The sequence below is a fragment of the Pseudomonas sp. KH_046_1 genome, assembly GCF_057839025.1.
In genome coordinates this window covers 1,610,527-1,630,269 of record NZ_CM174481.1, presented here as the reverse complement: position 1 = coordinate 1,630,269, position 19,743 = coordinate 1,610,527, and the positions used below count along the sequence as shown (strand labels likewise).

Genomic DNA, 19,743 nt, shown 5'->3' with positions numbered 1-19,743 from the left:
ATCGCAGTCGTGGAAAACGTCAAACGCTTCAACAGCTTCGCTGAGTTCTATCCTTACTACCTCAGCGAGCACAGCAACAGCACCTGTCGCCGTTTACACTTTATCGGCACGACCCTGGTTATCTTGATTCTGTCGCTGACCATTGGTCGTGGAGCATGGATGCTGTTGTGGACCCTGCCACTGGCAGGTTACAGCTTTGCCTGGGTCGGGCATTTCTTCTTCGAGAAGAACCGCCCGGCAACCTTCCAACACCCCTTCTATAGCCTGCTCGGCGATTTTGTCATGTACCGGGACATGGTTCTGGGGCGCGTTCCGTTCTAGCTGACATCCGTCACAAGAGAGTTGCCTATGAATGCCAATGCCCGCTTCACCCACATGAAGGACGGAACGCAGGAAGACTGGGCGATCATCGCCGCGGACTTCAGTGCCTATGCAAGACAATTGCCTGCACGGATTGTGGCGCACCTGAAGTTGCTGGAGGGGGATTTTGGCGGCTTCCCGGTGGATCGCCTGACCCACTCCCTGCAAACCGCCACCCGCGCCTGGCGCGATGGCCGCGACGAAGAGTACGTGATCTGCGCCCTGCTCCACGATATCGGCGACACCCTGGGTTCCTACAACCACCCGGACATCGCGGCGGCGATCCTCAAGCCGTTCGTCAGCGCCGATAACTTGTGGATGGTGGAAAAGCACGGGATTTTCCAGGGCTACTACTTCTTCCATCACCTGGGCATGGACCGGCATCTGCGTGAGCAATTCCAGGACCATCCGCAGTACCAGGCGACCGTCGAATTCTGCGCCAAATACGATGCGGCGGCGTTTGATCCGGCGTACGACACGCTGCCATTGAGCTTTTTCGAGCCGATGATGGAGCGCTTGTTTGCGCACCCCAGGAACTCGATTTACAAGGCGGCGATGGAAGAACATTCCCCAGCCTGACAGACCCAGCGGGACCGCTTTGCGGTCCATTCGCGGGCAAGCCCGCTCCCACAGTGGATTTGTTGCGAACACAGAATCTGTGGACACCGCAAAACCTGTGGGAGCGGGCTTGCCCGCGAAGAGGCCAGTACAAACACCGAATGACTATCAGGCCAACTCTGCAACCCTGGCCGCCTTCAACTGCGCCTCGCGCGCCTGGGCATCCGCCAGGCGATACAACTCGATCGAACCATCCCAGTGCTCGATCAACGCGGTGCACGATTCCACCCAGTCGCCGCAATTGAGATAGTCCACCTCGCCGACCTTGCGAATCTCGGCATGGTGAATGTGCCCGCACACCACACCGTGCAGCTCGCGCTTGACGCATTCATGGGCGATGGCTTCTTCGAAGTCGCTGATGAAGCTGACCGCGCTTTTCACCTTGTGCTTGAGGTAGGCCGACAGCGACCAGTAGCCGTAGCCATATCGCGCGCGCCAATGATTGAGCCAGCGGTTGAGGGTCAGGGTGAATTCGTAGGCCGAGTCACCGAGAAACGCCAGCCAGCGATGGTAACGGGTGATCACATCGAACTGGTCGCCATGGATCACCAGCAGGTGCCGGCCGTCGGCGGTGACGTGCACGGCTTCGTCGACCAACTGGATATTGCCCAGGATCAGCTTGGAATAGCGGCGCAGGAATTCATCGTGGTTGCCGGTGACGTAGATCACCTCGGTGCCACGCTTGCTCATGGTCAGCAGGCGACGGATGACGTTGGTGTGCGCTTGTGGCCAGTACATGCCGCCGCGCAGTTTCCAACCGTCGATGATGTCGCCGACCAGGTAGATCTTGTCTGCGTGGTAGCTCTTGAGAAACTGCGACAGGTGTTCAGCCTGGCAATCCCGGGTGCCCAAATGCACGTCGGAAATCCATAAAGTCCGTACGCGTTGTTTACGGGTGGGTTTGGCGAGCTCGGCGCTGGTCATGGGCAACCCTCTGGCAAGTTTTGCCAAGTCTGCCCCGAGCCGGTTAATGGTCCATGACAGAGTCAAGTCAGTCCTGTGACAGCGTTTGTTGGTCCGCTCGGTGTAGACTGACGCCCTGAACCGGGAGACCTGCGATGAGACCGATCCTCACGCTTCGCCAATACAGCCACGACCTGATCGTCCACAGCCACGAACACGCGCAACTGGTGTTCGGGCTTTCGGGCGCGCTGGATTTCGAGGTCGACGGCCGTGGCAGCCAAGTGGTGCAGCAGAGTTTCGTGGTGGTGCCCTCCGGGGCGCATCACGCGTGTGGCAGCGCCAATGGCAGCCGCTGCCTGGTGCTGGATGTACCCGGCGAACAATGGGTTGCCCAGTCGTTGGGCGATCACGCCGAGTCCAGCCGACGCTTGCTCGACAACGCCGGGCGCCTGCCCCTGGACGCCGGGCAAAGCCAATTGGTCAGTTGGCTGGCGAACAGTCCGGTCGATGATCCGCTGATCGCTCAACAAGGCGCGGTGCTGTTACTGGCCAGTCTCAACAACGCCAGGCCCGACGCGGTCGGCGGTCGACGCCTGCCCTATGCCGCGCTGAACGCGCACATCGATCAGTACGCGGCGTACCCGCTGCAAGTGGCCGACCTGGCCCGGATAGCCGGCCTTTCCAGTGCCCGTTTGCATGCGCGGTTCGTGGCCGAATGCGGGCAGACGCCGATGGACTATATCCGCAGCCGACGTCTGCACATCGCTGTGGGCTTGCTGCGCAACTCGGCGCTGCCCATCGGCGAGATTGCCAGCCGCGTCGGCTACAGCTCCCAGAGTGCCTTTGCGGCGGCGGTGCTGCGCGAGTTCGGGGCATCCCCCGGAAAACTGCGGCGCGAGGCTGGCGACAAATAACGCGAGTTTGCCGACAGACTTGATGGGCGATTACGCGCTTCAATGAAGCCTCTGTTCGTTTGTCGTTAAGGATTGCAATGACTCCCCGTACCGCCCTTGGCGCCTTGCATATCGGCGCATTGATGTTCGGCCTGACCGGTGTGTTCGGCAAACTGGCTGCCGCTTCACCGGCGATCATCGTTTTCGGCCGTGCCGCGTTTGCCGTGCTCGCGCTGGCGTTCTTTGCACGGTTCGCCAGCCAGACGCGCTGGCAGAAACTCGAGGCGGTGGACTGGCGCCGGCTGCTGCTCAGCGGCTTGTTGCTGGCCGGGCACTGGGTGAGCTTCTTCATTGCGGTGAAAGTCGCAGGCGTAGCAATTGCGACGCTCGGTTTCGCCAGTTTCCCGGCCTTTACCGTAATCCTCGAAGGGCTGATTTTCCGCGAGCGCATTCGCGCCAATGAAATTGTGCTGGTGCTGCTGGTGAGTGTCGGCCTGGTGCTGGTCACGCCAGATTTCGACCTGGCCAGCGGCGCCACCACCGGCCTGCTGTGGGCCGTGGGTTCCGGTTTGTTGTTCGCCCTGCTGTCACTGACCAACCGTGCCAGCTCCGGGCGGGTCCCGCCGGTACAGGCTGCGCTGTGCCAGAACGTGGTGGTTGCCCTGTGCCTGCTGCCGGTGGCGGCGCCTCAGTTGAGCGAAGTGCGCGCCATCGACTGGCTGTGGATCGGCCTGCTTGGAGTGTTCTGTACCGGTGTCGCCCACAGCCTGTTCGTCGCCAGCCTCGCGGTGATCAAGGCACGCACCGCCGCCGTGGTGTTCGCCCTGGAGCCGGTCTACGGCATCACTGTTGCGTGGCTGCTGTTCAACGAAAATCCAACCCTGCGTATGTTGCTGGGGGGTGCGCTGATCATTGTGGCGATTGTGGTGTCCAGCCGGTTCTCAAGTGGCACAAGCAAAAAGACTGTTGCAGTCGAGGCCGCGTCTCACTGAGTGCGGTCGTTGTGCCCCAGGTCGCGGTCCGGGTCAATCTGGTCGCGAACTCGCTGCTTGAGCACTTTGGCCTCGGGGAAACCACCGTCGGCCTTGCGCTCCCAGATCTGCACGGCGTCACAGTAGATATGAAAGACCCCGCCGGTGCCCGGCACCAGGGAGACTTTGCCCAAATCATCACCAAAGGTGCTGAGCAGTTCCTGGGCCAGCCAGGCCGCACGCAACAGCCATTGGCATTGCGTGCAATAGGTGATGATGATTTCCGGTTTGCTGACGGTCATGATGGGACGTGACTCCAGAGTTTGACGACGCCGCTATGATAGCCCGACCGGAGGCTGCCGAGACGGCGGAGCGGGTTGCGCCTCCAACTCGAACGCAGGCTCGATCATGGCCAGGGCAGCCGACTGCTGGTTCCCGTTTGGGCTGATCACCTCCCAACTCGACGCCATGGACAGCTCCTCCAGGTTGAGCCGGTACTCATCCTCAGTGGCGGAATCGCCGGATATCGCCAGCCCCGGAACCACCGCCACGGCAGTAGCGACCGGAATGGTATGACGGTTGTCGACCCGCTCAAGCTCATCGTTGGCCGGCACCCCGTCCCGATGCACAGTGGATGGTTGCATGACGGGGGGCCACATCACAGGCTCGGTAAAGAGCTCAGCCAACGGTTCATGCTGCGACGGCAGCGCCTCTGACTCTGAGACTTGATGCTGCTGACGCCGGCGTCGAACAAACCAGCCCAGCGCCAGCAATGCTATCAGCGCCGACACACCGGCAATCGGCAGCCAGCCAATCCCGGGGCTTTCAGCAATAGCGGGGGGTGGCGCCACGGCGTCGGATGCAATGGGTTGCGCCTTTACCTTCTTGAGCTCCGCCAGTTGGGTTTGCAGTTCGGCCAACTGTTTTTTCTGGTCGGTGATCAGCTCATCCTGGCCTTGAAGCTTCTCGTTGAGCTCATCGACAGTGGTTTGCAACTGGTGGTTTTGCAGGGTGCTGGCGGCCAGTTGTTCGACAGCGGGATCAACCACGGCGACGTCCGGTTCTGGCATCGTCTTTGTCACGGGTGATGGCGCCACGACCGGTTGAACACGGGGGAATGCGGACGCCGGGGAACGGGAAAACGCTTCATCGGCGGCGGGAACAACCCCCGACGAACCCGGCGGATCGATCAGTACCGTGTACTCACGCAGCAATCGCCCATTAGGCTGATTGAGCTGCACGAGGAAATTCAGGAAGGGCTCACTGACCGGTTTGCCGGAGGTCACCTGGATCACGCTACGATTACCGCGCAGCACCGGGGTGAACTTCAGGTCGCTGAGGAAAAATGCCCGGTCGACCCCGACACGACTGAACTCGTCCGCCGTTGCCAGGCTCACCGACAGCTGGTTTTCCTCGAGGCCGGCGGCATCCACCAGTGCGATATCGGCACGCAGCGGTTGATTCAGCGCCGAATGCAGGGTGATTTCACCCAGGCCCAGCGCCGGCGCCCATGCCGAGTAAGTGACTGCGACCCCGGTCAGCAACCACTGAGAACCACCGCGTAAAACCAATCGCCAACACTTGAGCATGAGCATCCTTGAGATCTACAGAAACCATCCGCACGGGTTCGTACATCCGTTACGAACACGATATTGCCGAGTAGTTCTTATAGTCTGCGCAATGCGGTCTCTCAAAAGCCTGGCGTTCGGTTATGCCTCAAGACTTTTCAAGGTTGCCCAGGATGTGCCCGTGAACCCGCATGCACACCTTCAAATCCGCCTCATCGACGCCTTCGAACAGTTCGTGACGCAGTTGCGTGGCAATGGTTTCAATTTGTTCGATCAGGGGACGCGCCGGGGCGCAGAGCACGATTTTCTTCGCCCGACGGTCTTCCAGCACTGCCTGGCGTTGCACCAGGCCCTGGCTTTCCAGGCTGTCGAGCAAACGGGCCAGGGTCGGGCCTTCGACGCCGACGCTTTGTGCCAGCTCACGCTGGGTCGGTGCTTCATCGAAACGCGCCAGGTGCAGCAGCACCAGCCAGCGCGCCTGGGACAAGCCCATGCCCGCCAGTCGGCGGTCCAGTTCGGCACGCCAGCCACGGGACATCTGGGCCAATTGCATGCCAAAGCGGTGTTGATCGGTTAACGGCATAAAACACTCATGATCAGACTGAAATAAATAAAAACTAATTATTAGTCAGCTAAGCATGAGCCTCGACTTGAGGCAAGGCTTGATCTGTACTGAATCGTTACATCAGCACTACAGATGTCTCAAATCTCGAACTCCGACTGCAACGCCGCCCGAACGCAGTACAGCACCCCTTCCGGAACCCTGCCTGCAAACAGCGCGGAGATCTCGGAAACCGGCGGCAACTCGCCTTCGCCGTCGAGGAAGGCGTCCTGGACTTCGCCCATCAGGTCTTCAGGCAGATCCAGTGCCTGCTCCAACGACAACTGCTGCTTGCCAATCGCTTCGGCCAGCATGGTGTAGACGTTCTTTTCCGAGCACTGCAACTGACCGGCGATCTGCACCGGCGTCATCCCGGCCCGCGCCAGAGTGATCAGTTCATGACGCACGTCGGCCACCGGTTTCGGCGCCTCGACCTGGCCGCCGAGCACTTCGAGGAAGGCCTCGCCGTAGCGCTCCAGCTTGCGCGCGCCGACACCGCTGACCGTGGCCATTTCCGCCAGTGAGGTCGGCTGGCTGCGCAGCATTTCCAGCAAGGTCGAGTCGGGGAAGATGACGTATGGCGGCACGCCATGTTCTTCGGCGAGCTTGCGACGCAGGGCGCGCAAGGCTTCCCATTGTTCGCGCTCCTCGCCACGGACCAGTTGGCTCGCCTGGCTCTTGCTGCTTTTCGCCACGGTTTGCGCCTTGAGATCGCGGCGCAGCTCCAGGGTCACTTCGCCCTTGAGCAACGGCCGGCAACTGTCGCTCAGGCGCAGACCGCCATAGCCCTCATGGTCAACATCGGCCAAACCGCGAGCCACCAGTTGGCGGAACAACGAGCGCCATTCGCCCTCCGCCATCGTCTTGCCGACACCATACACCGACAGGTGCTGATGGCCGAAGCTGCGGACCTTTTCGTTGTCCTTACCCAGCAACACGTCCACCAGGTGCCCGACGCCATAGCGCTGCCCGGTACGGTAGATCGCCGACAGCGCCTGACGCGCAGGCTCGGTGGCATCCCAGGTCTGCACACCATCGACGCAGTTGTCGCAATGCCCGCAAGGCTCGGGCATGTCTTCGTCGAAGTAGGCCAGCAGCGTTTGCCGACGGCAGCGGGTTTCTTCACAGAGCGAGAGCATGGCGTCGAGCTTGTGCTGCTCCAGGCGTTTGTGGCGCTCGTCGCCTTCGGAGTTCTGCAGCATCTGCTTGAGCATCACCACGTCTTGCAGGCCGTAGGCCATCCAGGCATCCGCCGGCAGGCCGTCACGGCCGCCACGACCGGTTTCCTGGTAATAGGCCTCAAGAGATTTCGGCAAATCGAGATGCGCGACGAAACGCACGTTGGGCTTGTCGATGCCCATGCCGAACGCCACCGTCGCAACCATGATCAGGCCTTCCTCATTGAGGAAGCGTTTCTGATGGTAGGCCCGCAGATCGTTGGGCAGACCAGCGTGGTACGGCAGCGCCGGGAAGCCTTGTTCGCTGAGGAACGCAGCGACTTCCTCGACTTTCTTGCGCGACAGGCAATACACGATGCCCGCATCGCTACGGCGCTCGGCGAGGAACGCCAGCAACTGCTTGCGCGGCTGCTCCTTGGGCACGATGCGATAAAAGATGTTCGGCCGGTCGAAGCTCGACAGGAAGCGCTCGGCGTCTTGCAGGTGCAAACGGGTGACGATTTCTTCCCGGGTGCGCTTGTCGGCCGTGGCGGTCAGGGCGATGCGCGGCACGTCGGGGAACATTTCCGCCAATTGGCCCAGTTGCAGGTATTCCGGGCGGAAATCGTGGCCCCATTGCGACACGCAGTGTGCTTCGTCGATGGCGAACAGGGCGATGTCCAGCCCCTGCAGGAAGGACAACATGCGCGGCTGGACCAGACGTTCCGGCGCCAGATAGAGCATTTTCACCTCGCCGCGGCGGATACGGGCGGCGAGGTCGCGCTGCTGCTCGGCGCTGAGGGTGGAGTTCAATGCGGCGGCGGCCACGCCCAGCTCTTCGAGGGTGGCGACCTGATCGTCCATCAGTGCGATCAGCGGCGAGACCACCACGGCCAGGCCTTCGCGCAACAGCGCCGGGACCTGGAAGCACAGGGACTTGCCGCCACCGGTAGGCATCAGGACCAGGGCATCGCCGCCACTGGCCACGCGCTCAATGATTGCACCCTGGCGGCCACGGAAACTGTCGTAGCCGAAGATGTCCTTGAGGACGCGTTGAGCCTGTTCGAGCATAGAAACTCCAAAAATCACCGAAACATCCCTGCAATGCTGGTTCAGAACCCGCGATGCTGCACCGACAAATCGTAAGTGCGCATTGCATGACGCTTCACATTTCAGCCGTAACGCCAGCAGGGCATTACAAAACGCGCGAGTATACCCGAGCGCTGTCCGGCAAAGGGCACCGCTGATAAGACTCCGCCCATGCAATGCCAAAACTGTAGGAGCGAGCCTGCTCGCGATGAGGCCATCACAGTCAACATTGATTTCGCCTGAACCACCGCTATCGCGAGCAGGCTCGCTCCTACAGGGAATACGGTGCAAATATGCCGTGCGGCTGGCTCAAGTGCTCAAGAAGGCCTAGAATTCCCGCATCGAACATTCCCCAAGGTAGTCCTTTAATGTCCTTCGCTGAGCAACTAACCCGCCTGCAAGTCTTCCTCGATGCTGATGAACTGCATGACGAGGCGCTGGACTACGTGGCCGCCCACGGCTACCTCACTGCGCTGTCGATCTGTTCCGAAGTCGTTCCTGATCGTGAGTGGATCGATGCTCTCTTCGCCGAAGAGCCGCACTACAGCGGCGAAGCCCAGCGCGAAGAGATCGAAGCCACGCTGATCGGCCTCAAGGCCCACATCGCCCGCCAACTGGCCTCCGACGAAGAGTTCGAGCTGCCGTGCGACCTCGACCTGGGCGACGACCCGGATGATTCCGAACTGCGCGGCTGGTGCATCGGTTTCATGGAAGGCGTGTTCCTGCGCGAAGAAGCCTGGTTCGAAACCGCCGAAGACGAAGTCAGCGAAATGCTGCTGCCGATCATGGTCGGTTCGGGTCTGTTCGACGAGCAACCGGAGTTCTCCGACATTGCCGCCGACGCCAACCTGATGGACGACATGATCGTGCAGATCCCGGAAGCCCTGACTGCGCTGTACCTGCTGTGCAACGCGCCAGACGAAAAACCGGCGATTCTCAAGCCTCGCCACCACTAAGGTTCTGCCTATGGACAACCCCATAGGCAACCGCCCCCTGATGTTGCGCTACGTGCTGCTGGCCATCGGCTGGCTGAGTGTGGCGCTGGGGGTGATCGGGATTTTCCTGCCGGTATTGCCCACCACCCCTTTCCTGTTACTGGCGGCAGCCTGCTTCGCCCGTAGTTCCCCGCGCTTTTATCAATGGCTGGTTGAGCATCCACGGCTTGGCCCCTGGATCCGCGACTACCTCGACGGCAACGGCATCCCGCTCAAGAGCAAGGTCTACGCCATCAGCTTGATGTGGGCGAGCATCCTGCTCTCGTGCTACCTGGTGCCGCTGCCCTGGGCACGGGGCTTCATGCTGACCAGTGCGGTACTCGTGACGATCTACATCCTCAAGCAGAAAACCCTGCACAAACCCTGAAGTCTCCCTTGGCCATTTGTGGCTAGCCCCGTCCGACGACCTGTCCTGCCGCGCCCAAAACACCACCTAAACTTCACAAACCTACACTCGAGCAGCCAGACATGGCCCGCAGTCTGCGTAGTCCAGGATGGCCAACGCTCCGACTTCGGCTCGGCGGCTGGTTGCTGCTGGCGGGTTTGCTACTGACCGTATTCAACGGGGTCCGGGCCGACTGGGATTTTGCGCAGATTCTGCAAACCGTTGAACAACGCTACGGCCCGCTCGGAGCGGCGCGAGATCGGATCGAGGCGTGGAGTCAAATGCTGCAAAGTGCACGCGGCGCGACCGAACGCGAGCAGCTCAACGCGGTGAACCGCTTCTTCGATCAGCACCTGAACTTCCAGGACGACACGCGCATCTGGCAACAGACCGATTACTGGGCCACGCCCGTCGAAGCCCTGATCAAGGGCGCCGCCGATTGCGAGGACTACGCGCTGGCGAAGTATTTCAGCCTGCGCCGACTCGGCATTTCCAGCGAAAAACTGCGCATCACCTACGTCAAGGCCCTGAGCCGGAACCAGGCGCACATGGTGCTGACGTTCTACAGCACCCCCACAGCCGACCCGCTGGTGCTGGACAACTTGATCGGCGATATCCGCCCCGCTTCCCAGCGTAAAGACTTGCTGCCGGTTTACGCCTTCAACGCCGAAGGCCTGTACCTGCCGGGCAAGAACGGTGACCAGCGCAGCAGCGACTCGAAAAAGCTGTCGCGCTGGCAGGACGTGTTGAAAAAGATGCAGGCCGAAGGGTTCGACATCGGTGACGGCTAGCCGCCATGCCAAGGAGCGATGTATGACACTGCGTAAACAGTTGTTCCTGGCCATCTGCCTGTTCCTGCTGGTGGCGTTCAGCGGCAGTTTTTTTGCCAGCCTGGAAAGCTCCCGCGAGCAAACGCTCAGCCAGCTGCGCGCCCACGCCCAGGACGCGGCCACCGCGCTGGGGCTGTCGCTGACGGCGCAGGTCGATGACCCGGCAATGATGGAACTGATGGTCAGTTCGATTTTCGACAGCGGCTATTTCAGCAGCATCCGCGTCATTCGGCTCAAGGATCAGCAAACCCTGGTGGAACGCAGCGCACCGACAAAAATCGACGGTGTGCCTGACTGGTTCGTCAACCTGGTCGACCTGCGCCCGGAAGGTGGCGATGCCTTGATCATGCGCGGCTGGGAACAGCTGGCACGGGTCGAAGTGCTGAGCAATCCGCAATTTGCCCTGGCCAAGCTCTGGGACAGCACCCTCGGCAGCCTGATCTGGTTGCTGTTGTGCGGGGTGTTCAGTGCCGTGATTGGAGGATGGATGCTGCGCCGGCAATTTCGCCCACTCGACAGTATGGTCCAACAAGCCGAGGCCATCAGCAAACGCGAGTTTCTCAGCCTGTCGAAACTGCCGCGCACGCCGGAACTGAAACGGGTGGTGCTGGCGATGAACCAGATGGTCGAAAAGCTCAAGGCACTGTTCGTCGAGGAGGCTGCGCGCAGCGAAAAACTGCGGGCCGAATCCTATCTGGACAGCCTCACCGGCCTGGCCAACCGGCGCCTGCTCGATGAGCAACTGGCCGACCATTTACGTGTGTGCGAACAGAGCCGCGACGGCCATTTGCTGATGTTGCGGATCAACGACCTGAACGGCCTCAATCAGCGCCTGGGTGGCCAACGGACTGACGCGCTGATCAGTGCTGTAGGTGAATTCCTCAAGCGCCTGACTCAATTGCCGGAGCGTCGCACCTGGCTGGCGGCGCGCAATCGTGGCGGCGAATTCAGCCTGCTGACACCGGGTCTGGACGCTGAAAGTGCCGCGCGCCTGGCCGCCGATGTCAGCGTCAGCCTGGAGAACCTGCGCCTGACCGGCGCCAGCGATTGCATGCCCGTCGCCCATCTGGGCGTTGTCGCCTACCACCCCGGTGAGCCGATCAGCACCGTACTCCTGCGCCTTGATCAGGCAGTGACGGAGTCCCGGCAACATCCCGAACGACCCTGGGTTTATTTGAGCCATCGTGACACGGCGCCGAATCACTCTCAGCACGACTGGCGCACCTGGATCGACGACGCCTTGACCGAAGGCAAAATGCAGCTGTACTTCCAGCCCGTCGTGCAATGCGCCGACACCCACCAGGTGCTGCATCACAAAGTGCTCGCACGCCTGCTCGACCCACAGGGCGAGGCGATTGCCGCCGGGCATTTCCTGCCATGGATCGAGCGTCTCGGCTGGTCGGCACGCTTCGACCTGGCGATGCTCGAAGCCACGCTGGACCACTTGGTGGTCAACCGCAGGCCCTTGGCGCTAAGCCTGTCCGGGAGCACCCTGCGCGACCCGCTGCAATGGCGAACAATCCTCGACCTGCTTGACTCCCTTCCCGAACTGGCGCCGCTGCTGACCCTGGAAATCGACGAGCGCCAGTTGCCCTCCCCCGAAGTGCTACAGAACCTTTGCAGCACATTGCTCAAGACCGGTTATCGAATCGGCCTGCAGCACTTTGGCGGGCGCTTCAGCCAGATCGGCAACCTCACCCAATTGGGCTTGGCGTACCTGAAAATCGATGGGGCCTACATTCGCAACATTGACGAGCAACCTGACAAGCGGCTGTTCATCGACGCGATCTTTCGCGCGACCCACAGCATTGATCTGCCGCTGATTGCCGAGATGGTCGAGACGCCAGGGGAACTGGAGATCATCCGGGAGTTGGGCGTATTCGGGGCGATGGGGCGGTTGATCGGGGCGCCAGAGCCGATGTAATGGCCGGCCCGCTACGTCCTGACCATTGATCCGAAAACCTCACCAACCTGTTATTTCTGACAGTAGTCAACCCGTCGTTCCGGGCTTTAAATCACTCCGTTACCCCTGTCAACGAACGGAGTCACCATCATGACCGCGAAACCACCGAGTTCCTCAACGCTCTCCCCAGATACCCCAATCGAAACCATGGCAACGGTGACTTTCACCGAGATCCGTGACTCCAAAGGCGACCTGGTTGGCAAGAACACCACTACCTTCGATAAAAACCTGACGGCCACGGGCATGGCTGGGCCCAACACGGATCTCTGGTTACGCGATGGTCTGACCAGACTGGTTGAAGTCACAAGCGGCGCTTCTGGCAACTGGATCAAACAGCTTCCTCCCCTGTCGACCTTCAAGCGTTACAGCCTTAATGCTATCGAAAAAGAGTTACCTCAAGATTCATCCACACAATACATTTTCGTCCTGGCGACCGAGACACCGATCATCGACAAAGTCACTGGCAAGGATGGCCCGATTGAAAGTGGCGCGACCTACGACGGCGACTCGTTGGAGTTCTCCGGCCACGCACCTCCCGAAATGGAAGTCGAAGCATTCAACGGCGACACTCCCACGGGCAAGCAAGACACTGTTGATCGTAACGGCCAGTTCAATCTCACCTTCGATGGGCTCACCGCTGGCGCCTACAGCATCAAGATCAGGGCAGCCAATGGCAAAGAGTCCGACGTGTTCGAATTCCGCGTCGTATTGGATGTAAAACTGATCCTTGATAGGGTCTACGACTCCCAAGAGAAGGCGATCCCTGAAGGCGGCACCACCTACGACAACAAGGTTACGGTCCATGGCTATGCCAAGCCCGGCGAAGATGTGCAGCTACGCAATAACGAGACGCTTATCGACGGAGCAACGGCGACCGCCGAGCTGGAGAAAGGATCCTGGAAAATCGAACATGAGGTGTTCCCCGGTCCGCACAGCCTTGACGCTCAGGCGTGTTATGGCGAGGGCGAGATTTCCAAGCCGCCCTATCCCTTTATCGTGGCGTTGGATGTCAAGCTGAGCCTGGATGATGTCGCCGATTCAGAGGGGTCGATCGATGAGGGCGGCAAGACCTACGACAATAAGGTAACGGTCAGCGGCTATGCCAGGCCCGGCAAAGATGTGCAGTTGCGCAATTATAACGTGGACATCCCAGAAGCAATCGCACACGCCGATGAGGAAGACGGATACTGGACATTCGAACTTGATGTGAGTCCCCGTTCGTACAGCCTTACCGTTCAGGCGCGTTATGGCGATGACGAGATTTCCGAACCGCCCCGCACCTTTACCGTGGAGTTGGCCGTCGAGCTGAGCCTGGATGATGTCCTCGAGTCCGAAGACGGCCCTCCTGTCCCTGACGACGGCACCACCGACAAGAACCAGTTGATCATCAAGGGGCATGCCAGACCCGGAGAGAGCATTCAGCTACTCAATGATGGCAACCCCATAAAAGATGCCATTGCACCTGCCGATCCCGACGATGGCCAATGGAAATTTCTGCTCGATGTGATAGACGGTTTCTACCGCCTCGCCGCCAAGGCGAACTATGGCGAGGGGGACATCACCGACCCGCCGCGCACCTTTACCGTTTCATCCATCATCAAGCCGCACAATACCCGCGTGTACGATTCGGACGGCCCGATCGAGGACAACGGTAGTACCCCATACAACCATGTAATAGTCAGGGGTGATGCCAAGCCGTCAGCCGGGATCAAGCTGAAGATCAACGGTGTCACCGATCCGACGCCGGAACCGACCGACGATAAGGGCAAATGGGTCAGATTCGTTCCAAATCTGAAATACGATACCCGTCATACACTCATCGCGGTGGCAGACTATGGTAACAATGCCGAGTCTAATCCATGGACATTTACTACCGGGAAACAGGACGTCAAACCGGACATCGAAAGCGTTAAGGATTCCAATGGCACCCTTGTCCTGTCTGGCTCCGAGACCAGAGATATTCATCTGACCGTCAGCGGCAAGGCAGCACCAGGACAGAAGGTCCGGTTGCTCAAAGGTATTGATCCGCTGGGAGAGCCTGAGGCCGATGGTGAGGGCAAGTGGGTACAACCCATAACCGCTTTTACCGAGTTCGTCAGCCTTACCGTAAAGGCCCTGTATGGGCAGGGCGAAACATCCTTCCCACCCTACACGTTTACCGTTACACCGTTCGGCGAAGTAACGAACATCGTCGACTCCAAAAACAACCCCATTCTGGAAGGTGGATACACCACTGACACAAGCCTCACGTTTATCGGCAAGGCCAGTCCACACCACACAGTTGAAATTTGGAACCACAATAGTAAATGGAAGGAAGTAACCGCCGACGGAGACGACGATTGGCGTCACGTTCGAGGTGTATCCCTTGGACTTCATAGCATCACCATCAAGGTCAAGGATGTCGTGTCCAGCCCGCCCCGCACATTTTACGTGGTGGAGAACTCTGAGCTGATCATTGATAGGGTCACAAGCAGAAACGGAACCCCCATTCAAAACTCCGGTAGTGTTCCTCATTCTCCGATGAGTTTGATTTATTTCTACGGATCCGGCGCCTACCAGTACTCGGAGATCAAACTGTATGTTAACGATAACCTCGCAAGCATAAGATACGCTGAAGAAAATGGAGAATTCCAAATAGACACCGGTGAACTATTAAAGGGAAGCCACAGATTCCAGGTGAAAGGGGTGAACGGGCAGGTTTCGCAGGATTGGTACATTACAATCACTTAGTAATTAGTAAGTCAGGGTTGTTTACCTGATTACTCCACAGGCTTTTCATCAGTAGTACCAGGCAATGAAAAAAACCGCTTAACGCGGTTTTTTTCATTCCTCTATACCAAGCCATTAAAACCCGTAACTCACCCCCAGCGTCGCCGACCATGGCTGTTCGTAACTTTCCCCTTTGCCGTAGTCGAGGTCCGCACTCACCCGTACATTGGATGCCAAGGCAACGGACACTCCGCCACCCACCTCAAACCCACTGCCCGACAAATCGCTGTTGAGCTCGTTGCCGTTGACATGCACGTTGTCATTGTTGGCAAACTCATGAACCATTGCGACCCGCCCGTATGGCTGCACGACGGTGCCGCTGCCCATCTTGAAGTCACGACCGGCAGCGACACCCAGCTTGGCACGCAACGAACGCGTCCGGTCGCCGTCGGCGTCCATGCCATTATCGAGGTCATAACTCGCGCCCTCGATGACAGCCGCCGACAATTGGGCGGAAGGCTTGACCAGCCAATCATCCGCCAGCCGGATGTTGCGGCCGACTTCCACCAGTGCGCTGACAGCCGAGTTGCTGTAGTCGCCTTTGGCGCGGGATCCGTCGCTCAAACGGATTTTTGAGTCGTTGCGGAAATGGTTGAATTTCAGCGCGCCATCGACGTAGTAGCCGTTGTCCGGATCCTGCCAGCCAACGTATGGACCGGCGTAAAAACTATCGACCGTTGCGCTGCTTCCGCCTTTGAGATCAATGTCCGACTGGCTGTAACCGGCCAGCACCCCGACTCGCCAGGGGCCATCACCCAGACGTGTATCGGCCCCCAGGGAAACGCCCTGTTGCCGCTGTTGGTAGGCCACGCCCGCCCCCTCGCCGACGTTGTACTTGTTACCGTAGGGACGTACCCAGACGCCGTACAAATTGCCATTCGATTGCAAGTCACCCATGCGGCTTTCGAGTGATTTCAGCTCGCCATAGGAAATGGTCGACGCGGTGCGGAACAACGCCAACGCCGTCTGGGCGCCGGGGCTGACCGTTTTCGTGGCGGGGTCGAGGAACCACTCTGTACCGCCGCTGCCATCGGTGGCGCTGGCCAGATCATAGGACCAGGTGCCCAGATCCACCCGGCCGCCGTTCAGCGAGAACTGCGCATTGCCGCTGGCAGTGCGTACCAGTGCCAGTTGTTGCGTGGCCACCGCATCCGTGCCCGAAGCCTCGACTTTCAGCTCGAATTGACCATTGGCTGCGCCGGTCACATTGAGAAAATCACTGGTTCCGGTAGCAAAATCGCCCTTCATGGCAAACGTGCCATTGCCCTCAAGGGTTCCGATGTTCAGTTGACGGAATGCGCCCGCGGCATCACCGAAATCCACCCGGCCGCCATCCATGGTCAGGCTGCCGACCGTGTCATTACCGGTCATGGTCCAGTTCGACTGACTGAGCGTGACGCCAGTGACGTTATCCAGGCGACCGGTGAACTGCGAGCCGTTTTGCAGGGTGACATTGGCGGTAGAGCCATTTTCGACCACTACGTCGCCGGTCATCTGACCTCGATCGAACGTCAGGTTGGCGCTACTGTTGTCAGTGACTTGCACATTGCCTTGCAAGGCGCTGCCGGCCACTCTCATGGCGGCCGTGGATGCGCCCAGCACTTCCAGCAGATTGCCGTTACCGGCCGTCAACGTGGAACCGTTCAACACCTCGATCGTGGCGTCGACACCACCGTCCACCTCCAACGCCGGCCCGCTGCGGCCCACTACGCTTGAGCCGTCCAGCAGCAACGATGCAGTGCCTACGGGTGAGTCCGTTTCAAACCGGACACCGGCGGCATCACCGCTGATTTGCGTATTGGCGGATGCGCGAACGACGCCCCCCGCTACGAACAGGCCGAAGCTGCCTGGGTCCGTCCCCGTGGCCTTGCTGTTGATCAGGTCCAGGGTACTGAAACCCGACACAGCGGCACCGGATATGGCGCCACTGAACTGACTGTTTGCCGCAGTCACCACCGATCCCTGCGTCGATCCGGGTTCCCGGTTGACCAACAGTGCGAAGCCGTCAGCGGTCACCGTCGCCTGATTGATGCTCCCCCGGCTACCGTTGATGGTGATTCCGTCGCCACCGGCATTGCCGTTGATGGTGCCGCCGTTGATATTGAGCGTCGAGCCACGTTGAATCTCGATGCTTTGCGTCGTGGCACCGTTCACATTGAGGACACTGTTATTACGCACCAAATAGTCGATAGGTACAGGCGCGCTTGTCGGATCGATATCCAGCGTGCTGCCGTTATCGACGATGACCGCTGCAAAAGCGGATGAGCTCAAAAAAAAAGCTGGCATCAACGCCAGCGTTCCAATGGATCGTAAGGTGAAAGTCGGGTTTGCTGCTGTGCGGATCGCCATGGGTTCATATCCTTCTATCATTGCGCCCTCACTGAACAATGACACCTGGAGGACTACGAAGGCGGCAGACGATACCGATTCTTCCTACGGAAAAATGTAGGATTAATCTCTAAGCGCATCAGACAAATCCGCCACTCCCAATCCAGTCCACCGCACAATAAAAACGCTTGAAAAAATGGAGGCGCCTGAGCGCCTCCAGATTATTTGGTCAAGGGAGGGGGGAGTTCGCAATACGAGCCATCACCATGGTTCATGGTGACGCGGAACCTTAAAGGATACGAGCGTGTGTAGTATATATCCTGGATCGCCCCACAATGCAGTTCGCACCAACCGTTAAAAATTTTCTCGAAGACAGTATGTTCAAAGAACACACTAAAACCTGCCGCTGCCTGGTCTGCATTCGGTGTTTCATACACACTGTCCGATGCACCCTCTATCGACAGGCCGGGCTTGTTTTGGCCCGCATCAACCACGTTCTCAAATCCCTGGATGAAAAATGAAATTTCCTTATCTGCGAATTTTTCATTCGGGGGAAACGTGACCTCGACTGCAACCTTGTTCGTTTTTGGATCACGCACCAAAGAGTCGCAGTACACCGTTTCACCGTCACCGTTCCCAGGATCGCCGGTCACTTTGAAATTGGGTTGAGGCATAGGAATCTCATCGACATAAACATCGAGAAGCTGGTCTACTGCGATAGCAATCGTCTCATTTATATCTGCATGAAAAACAGTGTAACCAAAACGCATTTGTTTGTTGTTACCTCCTTTAGCAATGTAATCCGCAGGAACGTGAACTTCCAAAACTTCATCATCTGCCTCACCACCATTCAACTTCAAAACGGTTGACAGTGGAACACCATGATAACTAAACTCAATTTCATCATCTTTTTTATGCCCCTTATAAATCAATACAAATGCAGTTGCACCCAACTCCGTATCGTGCTTACTCAGATAGTTGAGCCTAGCATTTACCCCTTTCACATTGACAATATTCAACTTCGGATCTGGAGAGCCTGGCACTCCAGGATTATCGGGGTCATCCGGTTGCTCACCAGGTTTATCCAAATGCACTTTCAATATTTTCGAGATTGGCGTTGCAGGGATCAGCTTGTTGCCACGTTGAATCTGGTACTTGTATTCAAGATCCTTAAGATCCAGGTTCCCGTCATCCAGAAGTTCTCTATAAGTGATATTATCAAAGAATGGCGGAGCACTATTGATATCGAGAACCCTTTCAGTTTGATTAGCGATCTTTCTCCGCAACTTGTCACCAGCTCTCCAGTTCAGAAACTCATGTTTGCCATGTACAGGTACTTGCGTATCCCGGAACAAAATCACCCGATCAGTCACATCACCATTTTCCAGCACGATATCCAGTGTCAGATCCTTGGGCATGGGAATCATTGAAATGGGAACTGTAACGGGTGGCGATGCCAAGCTTCGATTGCCTTTACGATCCGTTACGAATGCGAACAAATCGATTGTTCCTTCGTCTATCGTAATCAATGCCCTTGTAAGTTTTTTGGTTTCCAGTGCTTGTCTGGGCGAAACGAGTTTCACGGTTTCAATAAGCGTCGAATCAGCAGTAGGTTGCCCGTTCTGATCTATCTCTCCCATCCAGAATTCAAACAAGTCATCTGTCCTGGCGCCGGTATATGTATCCTTGTAACTCAATAATGCATGGGGCGAGACGTCCTCAAAATACTCATGGGTAAACCCGTCGTTTTTAATTTCATCCGGATAGGTGACCGCCTCACTCAGTGTGGGCGCTTCTTTATCGACATGAATGGTTATCGGATTAGAATCCTTGCCGTTCAAGCCAAACTTCACCCTGTATTTAACCTCGTGAGGTCCCGGTACGTCTGTCTTGCCTGCTGGAATCACCAGCCTTTTATCATCTGCCCAGTCGGCCGCCAAAGGAGTGCGGCCCTCGACTATGTTCCCTGTCAGGGCGCCATCCCACCTTGCTTGTACTTGCACCAGAGTGTTGTTCGGAATGTCGCCAGCGGCCAGGTTCGCAAAGGTCAGACTCACCGCAAGGCCTTGGTCATCGGTATGGACCTGATTACCCGGGTCATCATCTGTCGGCCCCAGCAACACAGGTGATTCCACTCCGGGTGGATCGTAATCTGCCGGCCCAGGGACGCGAGGCTTTTTCCTGCTGCGCAGTGAACTGGTTTTCAGCGTGTTGGTTTTTTCAACAATGGTCATTTCGCAGTTCCTTCCAGTAATCGGACGTTCTGCCCACGTGTCGACTCACGCCCCATCCACGAAGACTTGGCGCCTGTAT

At 58.4% G+C, this 19,743-nt stretch carries 17 protein-coding genes; 10 read left to right on the top strand and 7 right to left on the bottom strand.

The features are described from left to right. Nucleotides 1–9 precede the first annotated feature (9 nt). Nucleotides 10–321: an Mpo1-like protein gene (locus AC3IT9_RS07360; RefSeq protein ID WP_150755729.1), complete on the top strand. Its 312-nt coding sequence runs from the start codon at nt 10–12 to the stop codon at nt 319–321. A gap of 27 nt (nt 322–348) precedes the next feature. Further along, entirely contained in the window at nt 349–939 is a 591-nt protein-coding gene (locus tag AC3IT9_RS07355; protein ID WP_489272548.1) for an HD domain-containing protein, read from the top strand. 147 nt (nt 940–1,086) lie between these two features. On the opposite strand, the gene AC3IT9_RS07350 is transcribed toward AC3IT9_RS07355, so the two are convergent. After that, nucleotides 1,087–1,902, bottom strand: coding sequence for a UDP-2,3-diacylglucosamine diphosphatase (locus tag AC3IT9_RS07350; RefSeq protein ID WP_223441250.1), 816 nt, complete (start codon nt 1,900–1,902; stop codon nt 1,087–1,089). Nucleotides 1,903–2,036: 134 nt separating this feature from the next. Between AC3IT9_RS07350 and AC3IT9_RS07345 the strand changes: the two genes are divergently transcribed. Beyond that, nucleotides 2,037–2,795, top strand: coding sequence for a helix-turn-helix transcriptional regulator (locus AC3IT9_RS07345; RefSeq protein ID WP_489272547.1), 759 nt, complete (start codon nt 2,037–2,039; stop codon nt 2,793–2,795). Between the two features lie 77 nt (nt 2,796–2,872). Continuing rightward, nucleotides 2,873–3,766: a DMT family transporter gene (locus AC3IT9_RS07340; RefSeq protein WP_489272546.1), complete on the top strand. Its 894-nt coding sequence runs from the start codon at nt 2,873–2,875 to the stop codon at nt 3,764–3,766. Here AC3IT9_RS07340 and AC3IT9_RS07335 read toward each other — a convergent pair. From AC3IT9_RS07335 to recQ, 4 genes are all read right to left on the bottom strand, one after another. Next, complete coding sequence (locus AC3IT9_RS07335; protein WP_056721456.1) at nt 3,760–4,047, bottom strand: Rdx family protein; 288 nt, start codon at nt 4,045–4,047, stop codon at nt 3,760–3,762. The genes AC3IT9_RS07340 and AC3IT9_RS07335 overlap by 7 nt on opposite strands. A gap of 33 nt (nt 4,048–4,080) precedes the next feature. Further along, nucleotides 4,081–5,334 (bottom strand): FimV/HubP-related protein, encoded by a 1,254-nt coding sequence (locus AC3IT9_RS07330; RefSeq protein ID WP_489272544.1) that lies wholly within the window; start codon nt 5,332–5,334, stop codon nt 4,081–4,083. A 127-nt stretch (nt 5,335–5,461) separates the two neighbouring features. Beyond that, entirely contained in the window at nt 5,462–5,896 is a 435-nt protein-coding gene (locus tag AC3IT9_RS07325) for a MarR family transcriptional regulator (RefSeq protein WP_150724407.1), read from the bottom strand. Between the two features lie 119 nt (nt 5,897–6,015). Beyond that, a complete protein-coding gene (gene recQ, locus AC3IT9_RS07320) occupies nt 6,016–8,142 on the bottom strand; it encodes a DNA helicase RecQ (protein WP_489272542.1) in 2,127 nt (708 codons plus the stop codon). Nucleotides 8,143–8,528: 386 nt separating this feature from the next. On the opposite strand from recQ, the gene AC3IT9_RS07315 reads away from it, so the two are divergent. From AC3IT9_RS07315 to AC3IT9_RS07295, 5 genes are all read left to right on the top strand, one after another. Beyond that, nucleotides 8,529–9,116, top strand: coding sequence for a UPF0149 family protein (locus AC3IT9_RS07315; protein ID WP_007975277.1), 588 nt, complete (start codon nt 8,529–8,531; stop codon nt 9,114–9,116). A 10-nt stretch (nt 9,117–9,126) separates the two neighbouring features. Further along, the gene (locus AC3IT9_RS07310; RefSeq protein WP_489272540.1) at nt 9,127–9,522 is read left to right on the top strand and encodes a YbaN family protein; all 396 of its coding nucleotides are present in this window, start codon (nt 9,127–9,129) and stop codon (nt 9,520–9,522) included. 101 nt (nt 9,523–9,623) lie between these two features. Continuing rightward, nucleotides 9,624–10,331, top strand: coding sequence for a cysteine protease LapG (gene lapG, locus AC3IT9_RS07305; protein WP_489272539.1), 708 nt, complete (start codon nt 9,624–9,626; stop codon nt 10,329–10,331). Between the two features lie 22 nt (nt 10,332–10,353). Continuing rightward, nucleotides 10,354–12,294, top strand: coding sequence for a cyclic di-GMP receptor LapD (lapD, locus tag AC3IT9_RS07300; protein ID WP_489272537.1), 1,941 nt, complete (start codon nt 10,354–10,356; stop codon nt 12,292–12,294). Nucleotides 12,295–12,423: 129 nt separating this feature from the next. Then, on the top strand, nt 12,424–15,063 hold the full coding sequence (locus AC3IT9_RS07295; RefSeq protein ID WP_489272536.1) for a hypothetical protein: 2,640 nt from the start codon (nt 12,424–12,426) through the stop codon (nt 15,061–15,063). A 114-nt stretch (nt 15,064–15,177) separates the two neighbouring features. Here the strand turns inward: AC3IT9_RS07295 and AC3IT9_RS07290 are convergent, their stop codons facing one another. Continuing rightward, complete coding sequence (locus tag AC3IT9_RS07290; RefSeq protein ID WP_489272534.1) at nt 15,178–17,280, bottom strand: autotransporter outer membrane beta-barrel domain-containing protein; 2,103 nt, start codon at nt 17,278–17,280, stop codon at nt 15,178–15,180. A 46-nt stretch (nt 17,281–17,326) separates the two neighbouring features. Here AC3IT9_RS07290 and AC3IT9_RS07285 point away from each other — a divergent pair, with 46 nt between their 5' ends. Then, on the top strand, nt 17,327–17,551 hold the full coding sequence (locus tag AC3IT9_RS07285; protein WP_224789675.1) for a hypothetical protein: 225 nt from the start codon (nt 17,327–17,329) through the stop codon (nt 17,549–17,551). A gap of 100 nt (nt 17,552–17,651) precedes the next feature. Here AC3IT9_RS07285 and AC3IT9_RS07280 read toward each other — a convergent pair whose 3' ends face one another. Beyond that, nucleotides 17,652–19,664 (bottom strand): hypothetical protein, encoded by a 2,013-nt coding sequence (locus tag AC3IT9_RS07280; protein WP_489272533.1) that lies wholly within the window; start codon nt 19,662–19,664, stop codon nt 17,652–17,654. Between the last annotated feature and the right edge of the window lie 79 nt (nt 19,665–19,743).

Excerpts from the sequence above, each read along its gene's own strand:
- AC3IT9_RS07355 (WP_489272548.1), top strand. The coding sequence starts at position 349 with ATGAATGCCAATGCCCGCTTCACCCACATGAAGGACGGAACGCAGGAA.
- AC3IT9_RS07350 (WP_223441250.1), bottom strand. The coding sequence starts at position 1,902 with ATGACCAGCGCCGAGCTCGCCAAACCCACCCGTAAACAACGCGTACGG.
- AC3IT9_RS07345 (WP_489272547.1), top strand. The coding sequence starts at position 2,037 with ATGAGACCGATCCTCACGCTTCGCCAATACAGCCACGACCTGATCGTC.
- AC3IT9_RS07340 (WP_489272546.1), top strand. The coding sequence starts at position 2,873 with ATGACTCCCCGTACCGCCCTTGGCGCCTTGCATATCGGCGCATTGATG.
- AC3IT9_RS07335 (WP_056721456.1), bottom strand. The coding sequence starts at position 4,047 with ATGACCGTCAGCAAACCGGAAATCATCATCACCTATTGCACGCAATGC.
- AC3IT9_RS07330 (WP_489272544.1), bottom strand. The coding sequence starts at position 5,334 with ATGCTCAAGTGTTGGCGATTGGTTTTACGCGGTGGTTCTCAGTGGTTG.
- AC3IT9_RS07325 (WP_150724407.1), bottom strand. The coding sequence starts at position 5,896 with ATGCCGTTAACCGATCAACACCGCTTTGGCATGCAATTGGCCCAGATG.
- recQ (WP_489272542.1), bottom strand. The coding sequence starts at position 8,142 with ATGCTCGAACAGGCTCAACGCGTCCTCAAGGACATCTTCGGCTACGAC.
- AC3IT9_RS07315 (WP_007975277.1), top strand. The coding sequence starts at position 8,529 with ATGTCCTTCGCTGAGCAACTAACCCGCCTGCAAGTCTTCCTCGATGCT.
- AC3IT9_RS07310 (WP_489272540.1), top strand. The coding sequence starts at position 9,127 with ATGGACAACCCCATAGGCAACCGCCCCCTGATGTTGCGCTACGTGCTG.
- lapG (WP_489272539.1), top strand. The coding sequence starts at position 9,624 with ATGGCCCGCAGTCTGCGTAGTCCAGGATGGCCAACGCTCCGACTTCGG.
- lapD (WP_489272537.1), top strand. The coding sequence starts at position 10,354 with ATGACACTGCGTAAACAGTTGTTCCTGGCCATCTGCCTGTTCCTGCTG.
- AC3IT9_RS07295 (WP_489272536.1), top strand. The coding sequence starts at position 12,424 with ATGACCGCGAAACCACCGAGTTCCTCAACGCTCTCCCCAGATACCCCA.
- AC3IT9_RS07280 (WP_489272533.1), bottom strand. The coding sequence starts at position 19,664 with ATGACCATTGTTGAAAAAACCAACACGCTGAAAACCAGTTCACTGCGC.